At 58.1% G+C, this 4633-nt stretch carries 6 protein-coding genes; all 6 read left to right on the top strand.

Annotated features, from left to right (window positions below; all coding sequences use genetic code 11):
* Nucleotides 1-872 (top strand): FAD-binding protein (locus GXX82_00175; GenBank protein ID NLT21441.1); only part of this gene is annotated, 872 nt, incomplete at its 5' end.
* Complete coding sequence (gene sdhB / locus GXX82_00170; GenBank protein ID NLT21440.1) at nucleotides 869-1609, top strand: succinate dehydrogenase iron-sulfur subunit; 741 nt, start codon at nucleotides 869-871, stop codon at nucleotides 1607-1609. The genes GXX82_00175 and sdhB, both read left to right, overlap by 4 nt.
* On the top strand, nucleotides 1606-2076 hold the full coding sequence (locus tag GXX82_00165; protein ID NLT21439.1) for a ubiquinol-cytochrome c reductase iron-sulfur subunit: 471 nt from the start codon (nucleotides 1606-1608) through the stop codon (nucleotides 2074-2076). The genes sdhB and GXX82_00165 overlap by 4 nt, the downstream gene beginning before the upstream one ends.
* On the top strand, nucleotides 2057-3121 hold the full coding sequence (locus GXX82_00160) for a cytochrome bc complex cytochrome b subunit (protein NLT21438.1): 1065 nt from the start codon (nucleotides 2057-2059) through the stop codon (nucleotides 3119-3121). Before GXX82_00165 ends, GXX82_00160 begins: the two co-directional genes overlap by 20 nt.
* Nucleotides 3122-3133: 12 nt before the next feature.
* Complete coding sequence (locus GXX82_00155) at nucleotides 3134-3382, top strand: hypothetical protein (GenBank protein ID NLT21437.1); 249 nt, start codon at nucleotides 3134-3136, stop codon at nucleotides 3380-3382.
* Nucleotides 3383-3417: 35 nt separating this feature from the next.
* Nucleotides 3418-4633: hypothetical protein (locus GXX82_00150; GenBank protein NLT21436.1), on the top strand; the 1216-nt coding region annotated here is incomplete at its 3' end.

The raw sequence follows: 4633 nt of genomic DNA, 5'->3' as shown, positions 1-4633 counted from the left end.
TCGTCTCCCGAAGCATCCAGACGGAGATCAATGAAGGCAGGGGCTTCGACCACCCCCTGGGCAGGTACATCAAGCTCGATCTCACACACCTGGGAGAGCAGAAGATCCTCGCCAAACTCCCGGGCATACGGAAGATCTGCATCGACTTCATCGGCATCGATCCCATACGGGAACCCATACCCATCATGCCCTGCCAGCACTATTCCATGGGCGGTATCGATACGAACGCGAGGACCGAGACCGGGGTGCGGGGGTTCTTCGCCGCCGGTGAATGCGCCTGCGTGAGCGTCCACGGGGGCAACAGGCTCGGCGGGAATTCCCTTCTTGAGACGATCGTCTTCGGGAAGACGGCCGCCGGCGCCGTCGATGAATACCTGTCGCGGCGGCCTGAGGCGGCGAAGGAAGAAATCGTTCGCACCACCGCGCGTAAGACGGAAGAAAAGATGACCGCCCTCGTCACGGGTGGTAGGGAGAAGACCTTTTCCCTTCACGGGGAACTCGCAAGGACGATGAGCGCCAACGTGGGGATCTTCCGCGAACGGGCCGAAATGGAGAAGGCCCTCGAAGACATCGGCCGCATCAGGGAGCGCTACCGGAACGTCGGGGTGTCGTCTCCGGCCCGACACATGAACTACGAGCTCATGAACGCCATTGAGCTCGAGTTCATGATCGAGGTGGCCCACACGATAACCCACGGGGCGCTCCTGAGGGAAGAGAGCCGCGGGGCCCATTGGCGAAGGGACTTTCCGAAACGCGATGACGAGAAGTGGCTCCGGCACACCATCGCCCGCATGAGTGGCGACGGGACGTGCGGCATCTCCTTCCGGGGTGTCACCATCACGCGCTACCAGCCCATGGAGAGGGTCTATTGATACCAGCGGCGGCATACACCTTCAAGATACTCCGCAGCGACAGGAAAAGACCGGACGAACGGCCCCGGTTCCAGACGTACCGGGTGAAGGTCATCCCCGGGCTCACGGTCCTTGCCGTCCTCATGAGGATCCGCGACGAGATCGACGGCACTCTCTCCTTTCGTTCATCCTGCAGGTCCGCCGTTTGCGGTTCCTGCGCCATGGTCATCAACGGCAGGATCGACCTCGCCTGCAGAACACAGGCGGCCTCCTTCGGCACGAACACCATCATCCTCGAACCCCTCCCCAACATGGAGGTCATAAAGGACCTCGTCGTGGACATGACGCCCTTCTGGCGCATGTACGAGAAGGTGAAGCCTTATCTCATACGGCAGACGGCAGACCCAGAGAAGGAGATAGAGCAGAGCGAGGAAGAGCGAAGCCGCATCGACCAGTTCGTCAACTGCATCCTCTGCGCGTGCTGCTACGGGGCCTGCCCCGTCATAGCCCGCGACCCCCAATACCTGGGTCCCGCTGCCATGGCAAAGCTGGAACGTTTCATCCTTGACTCCCGGGACGAACGGCCTGAGGACTTCCTGGACACCGTGAACGATGAAAAGGGGGTTTGGGGCTGCGACACGGTCCTTCGGTGCATCGAGGCCTGTCCCAAGGACGTGCGGCCCACCGACTCGATCGTAAACCTGAGGAAGACCCTTGTAAAGAAGAAGGCAAGACGGCTCCTGGGGATAAAGAAATGAAGCTCGACCATTCACTCGTGACGCGAAGGACATTCCTCAACACCCTCTTCGGGGGATGGATAGCCGCCGTCGCCTCAGGCAGCCTCTGGGCACTCCTGAAGTTCGCCTTTCCCACGCTCGGGAAGGAACCCGACTTCGTCATCCTCAAGAAGGCCGACTTTGAGGGCATCCCCCTCAACTCCGTGAAACCCTTCGCCTGGGGAGGCAAGCTGGGTCTTTACTTCAAGAAGGAGAGCGGGGCCGTTCAAGCCCTCAAGGGCGTCTGCACCCACATGGAATGCAACATCACCTACAAGCCGGACGAGAGGAAGTTCTACTGCGCCTGCCACAAGGGATGGTTCGACGAGAACGGCAGGAACATCGGCGGACCTCCGCCAAAACCCCTCGAGATCTTCGACATCACGGTCGAGGGCGACAAGCTCATCATAGCGAAAAAGGGAGTGAAGGTTGAGCTGCCGAAGGCTTAAGGTTTGGCTCTCAGAGAGGTACGATATCGAAGCGCTGGGGAACCTTGCCCGCTTTAAGACCGTCCCATCCCACCGGTTCGATGCCTGGTATTTCGCCGGAGGGCTCACGCTGTTCCTCTTTGTCTTCCAGTTCATAACGGGGATGGCACTCGCCCTCTACTACGTCCCACACGCGGAGCACGCCCACAAGAGCATCATCGACATCGTCACCAAGCTCAACATGGGATGGCTTTTCCGTTCCCTCCATCACTGGGGGGCACAGCTCACCATACTCGTGCTCTTCGTCCACGTGTTCAGCGCCCTTCTTCTCAAAGCCTACCGGAAACCGCGGGAGCTCGTCTGGCTCACCGGTTTCGTGATGCTCGCCATATCCATCTTCTTCGGCCTCAGCGGGTATTTTCTCCTCTGGGACGAAAGGGCCTTCGCGGCGGTGCGCGTCGCCACGGGCGGAGCCGGCAATCTTCCCCTCATCGGGTGGTTGATAAAAGGCTTCCTGCGCGGCGGCCTCGACGTGACGGGCGAAACGCTGACACGCTTCTACGCGTTCCACGTCGCCATCCTGCCTCTTGTCACCATTGTCGTGACGGGGCTCCACATCCTCCTCGTCCAACTCCATGGAATGAGCGTGCCTCTCTCGCAGGAGGAGAAACAGGGAAGACCCGAGCCTTTCTTTCCCAACCTCTTCTACAAGGACCTCATCGTGTGGCTCATCTGCCTGGGGGTGGTCGTTACGCTGGCCGTCCTCTTTCCGCCAGAGATCGGCAGGAAAGCGGACCCTCTTGCGCCGGCTCCGGAGAACATCAAGCCCGAGTGGTACTTCCTCTTTCTCTTCCAGACACTCAAGCTCTTCCCCGGAGAGATACTGGGCATGAACGGCGAGACCATCGCCATCGTCATCATTTCCGCGGCCATACTCTTCTTCTTCCTCATCCCTTTTTTCGACAGGAGGTCGGCGATGGAAAGGAAAAGTCCTCTCTTCACGTGGATCGGGGTGTTCTACCTTGTCTACTTCACGCTCATGACCGTTATCGGTTTTTTAACCTAGGGGGTGTCAGCAATGCTCTCGATGCTCCTCCTCGTCTTCTTTCTTATCATCGAAGCAACAATGCTGCCGGCCGCTGAACCGAAGATCGAGGTCTTCGCAGCAGCGCCGTACGACCGGCACATCATCTACCAGGCGCTTGTCTTCTTCTGGATAGGCATCATCGGTCTTGTCGTCATCATCGCGATGAAGCTCAGGGAGATAAAACGCATTCAGGACATGGGCATCGACGAAGAGGAAAAGGACGCTCCTTTCCTTGACTAAGCAGGCCCAAACCTTTATTATGTAGCATCAATCCTATGCAGACGATCGTGCGTAACTCCCTCATATCCCGCCGGGGGCTCGAACAAATCCTCAGCCTTCCCGAGGAAGACGCGGCCTACGTCTCGCTCCTCGAGATACTTGCGAAGTTCCAGGACATAAAGAAGTTCGCGAGCGAGATACACACGGAGATCCATCTCATCAAACCCATCCTCAAGATGCTCGGCTATGCCTATGAATCGAAGCCGAAGTATTTCAATGATTCCATAAAGGGACCCGACGTCGCCCTCTTCGCGACAGAGGCCGACCGGGACAGGGCGTCGCCCCTGTGGGGAACTCCGGAATACTACGCGAACACGCTGGGTGTCCTCCTTCTCAAACGCTTCGGGAGAAACCTCGAAGAGGGTATCAGCGGTTTCTATCTCGAGTTCGAGAACCGCATTCCCCTGTACCAGCTATTCTATTTCCTGAAGAACACGAAGACACCCTGGGGCATCCTGACGAATGGCAAGCAGTGGATGCTCATGAAGAAGCCGCTTGCCTGTGAGACGCGGATGTTTTCCATTGATCTCGAGGAAGCCGTCGAGACGAACGACAGGGACGCGCTTCATCTTTTCTGCAAGGCCTTCTCCTTGAGCGGGCTCCTCACAACGCTCCCCGAGATACAGGAAACCGAGCGGCAGTCCCTCATCGACAGGCTTCAGGAGAAGAAAGCCTCCCTGCACAGCGCGACAGCGGGCTTCAAGAAAAGGATGGAGGTCTTTCCCAGGATCGTGGGGGGGCTCTCTGACCTTTTTGCCGAAGACATCTTCACCACGACGAGGGCATACCTGGCGGAGAACGACGTGTATGTCGCGAAGAGGACCACGCCTCCCGACGCCATCGACGAATTCAACATCGCCGACATAACATCGTATCTTCTCAACAGGAAAGGCTCCTCTCCCGTCATCGATCCTGAAAAGGTATTCCTGCAGGCAAGGCCGGAGGAATTGACGAAAGACGATCTCCTCTCGATGAGGATGCTCGACATGACACCCGGCTTCGGCAATGTCACGACACAGCTCGTGGACGGCATCGCCTATCTCTCCTTCATCCTTCCCTACCGCGACAGGAACACCTTCGTGGCGCAGTGGGAGAATGAAAAGGCCCTCAAGCGGTATATCCTTCAGAGGATCCTCTATGGTATCGAGAAGTCCCACGTCGCCTACGATATCCTCCAGTATGCCATGCAACACCGTTACGGAACGGAAGCCG

The organism is Syntrophorhabdus sp., from assembly GCA_012719415.1.
Taxonomy (GTDB): domain Bacteria; phylum Desulfobacterota; class Syntrophorhabdia; order Syntrophorhabdales; family Syntrophorhabdaceae; genus Delta-02.
Note: the sequence above shows the minus strand (reverse complement) of the source record. Positions and strands in the feature narration are given on the sequence as shown.